1 protein-coding gene is annotated in these 1830 nt (G+C 76.8%); it reads left to right on the top strand.

The window, feature by feature from the left end; genetic code table 11:
• Positions 1-154 precede the first annotated feature (154 nt).
• Positions 155-1822 (top strand): ribulokinase, encoded by a 1668-nt coding sequence (gene araB / locus C1I99_RS31380; RefSeq protein ID WP_111137750.1) that lies wholly within the window; start codon positions 155-157, stop codon positions 1820-1822.
• Positions 1823-1830 lie beyond the last annotated feature (8 nt).

Raw genomic sequence — 1830 nt, 5'->3', positions numbered from 1 at the left:
GCCCCGCCCCGTCCCGCCTCGGGCTCGGCGGGGCCGGCCGGTTCACCCGCCGGCAGCCTGTCGTCCACCCGGCGGTGTTGCTAGCGTTGCCTCCCGCCGCGGGTTCGCCGCGCGCCCGACGCGGGCGCCGGAGCCCCGGGCGGGAGGAGGAGCAGTGGCGCAGCCGGCAGCCGGGCGTCCCCGGTACGTGGTCGGGATCGACTTCGGCACCCTCTCCGGTCGGGCCGTGGTGGTCGACGTCGCCGGTGGCGCCGTGCTCGGCGAGGCGGTGCACCCGTACCAGCACGGAGTGATCACCGACCGGCTGCCCGACGGGACGCCGCTGCCACCGGACTGGGCGTTGCAGCACCCCGAGGACCACCGTGAGGTGCTCCGGACGGCGGTGCCGGCGGCCCTGCGCGCCGCGCGGATCGACCCGGCCGACGTGGTCGGCATCGGCCTCGACGCCACCTCCTGCACGATGCTGCCCACCCGCGCCGACGGCACCCCGCTGTGCGAGCTGCCCGACCTGGCCGGCCGCCCGCACGCGTACCCGAAACTGTGGAAGCACCACGCGGCGCAGCGGCAGGCCGAGCGGATCAACGCCCTGGCCGCCGACCGGGGGGAGCCCTGGCTGCGCCGCTACGGCGGCCGGGTCTCCGCCGAGTGGCAGCTGGCCAAGGCGATGCAGGTGCTGGAGGAGGACCCGGTGGTCTTCGACCGGGCCGAGCGCTGGATCGAGACGGCGGACTGGCTGGTCTGGCAACTCTGCGGCCGGGAGGTCCGTAACGTCGCCGCCGCCGGCTACAAGGGGCTGCGCCAGGACGGCCGGTACCCGTCGGCGGAGTTCCTCCGCGCGCTGCACCCGCGGCTGGATGGGCTGCTGCCGCGCCTGGACGGCCCGCTCGCCCCGCTGGGCGCCCGGGCCGGCGGGCTGACCGCCGAGGCGGCCCGGTGGACCGGCCTGCCGGTGGGCGTCGCCGTCGCGGTCGGCGCCATCGACGCGCACGTCACCGCGGCGGCGGCCCGGTCGGTGGAGCCGGGGCGGATGCTCGCCGTGCTAGGTACCTCCACCTGCCTGATCATGAACGCGGACGCGTACCACGAGGTGCCCGGGATCTGTGGCGCGGTCGACGGCGGCGTGACCGATGGCGCCTGGGGGTACGAGGCCGGGCAGAGCGGGGTGGGCGACATCTTCGCCTGGTTCGTGACCCACGCGCTGCCCGCCGGGTACGCGCAGCGGGCCCGCGACCTCGGGGTGAGCCCGTACGAGCTGCTGGACTCCCTTGCCGCGGACCAACCGGTGGGTGGGCACGGGCTGCTGGCGCTGGACTGGCACAGCGGCAACCGGTCGGTGCTGATGGACCACGAGCTGAGTGGGGTGCTGGTGGGGCTGACCCTGGCCACCCGACCGGAGGAGATCTGGCGGGCGCTGCTGGAGGCGACCGCGTTCGGCGCGCGGACCGTCGTCGACGCCTTCACCGCCGCCGGGATCGCCGTGGACGAGCTGACCGTGGCGGGTGGGCTGACCGGCAACCGGCTGCTGCTGCGGATCTACGCCGACGTGCTCGACCGGCCGCTGCACGTGGTCGACTCCGCGCACCCGGCGGCGCTGGGCGCGGCGATCCACGCGGCGGTGGCCGCCGGGGCGTACCCCGACGTGCCGGCCGCCTCGGCGGCGATGGGCGCCGCCCGGCGCGAGACCTGGCACCCCGACCCGGCTCGGGCGGCCGCCTACGCCGAGCTGTACGCCGAGTACCGCCGCCTGCACGACCACTTCGGCCGCGGCGGCACGGACATCCTGCACCGCCTCCGCACCCTCCGCACCCACCCCACCCACTGACCCCCACC

Source organism: Micromonospora deserti (assembly GCF_003236335.1).
GTDB lineage: Bacteria > Actinomycetota > Actinomycetes > Mycobacteriales > Micromonosporaceae > Micromonospora > Micromonospora deserti.
This window is presented reverse-complemented; position numbering and strand designations above follow the sequence as displayed.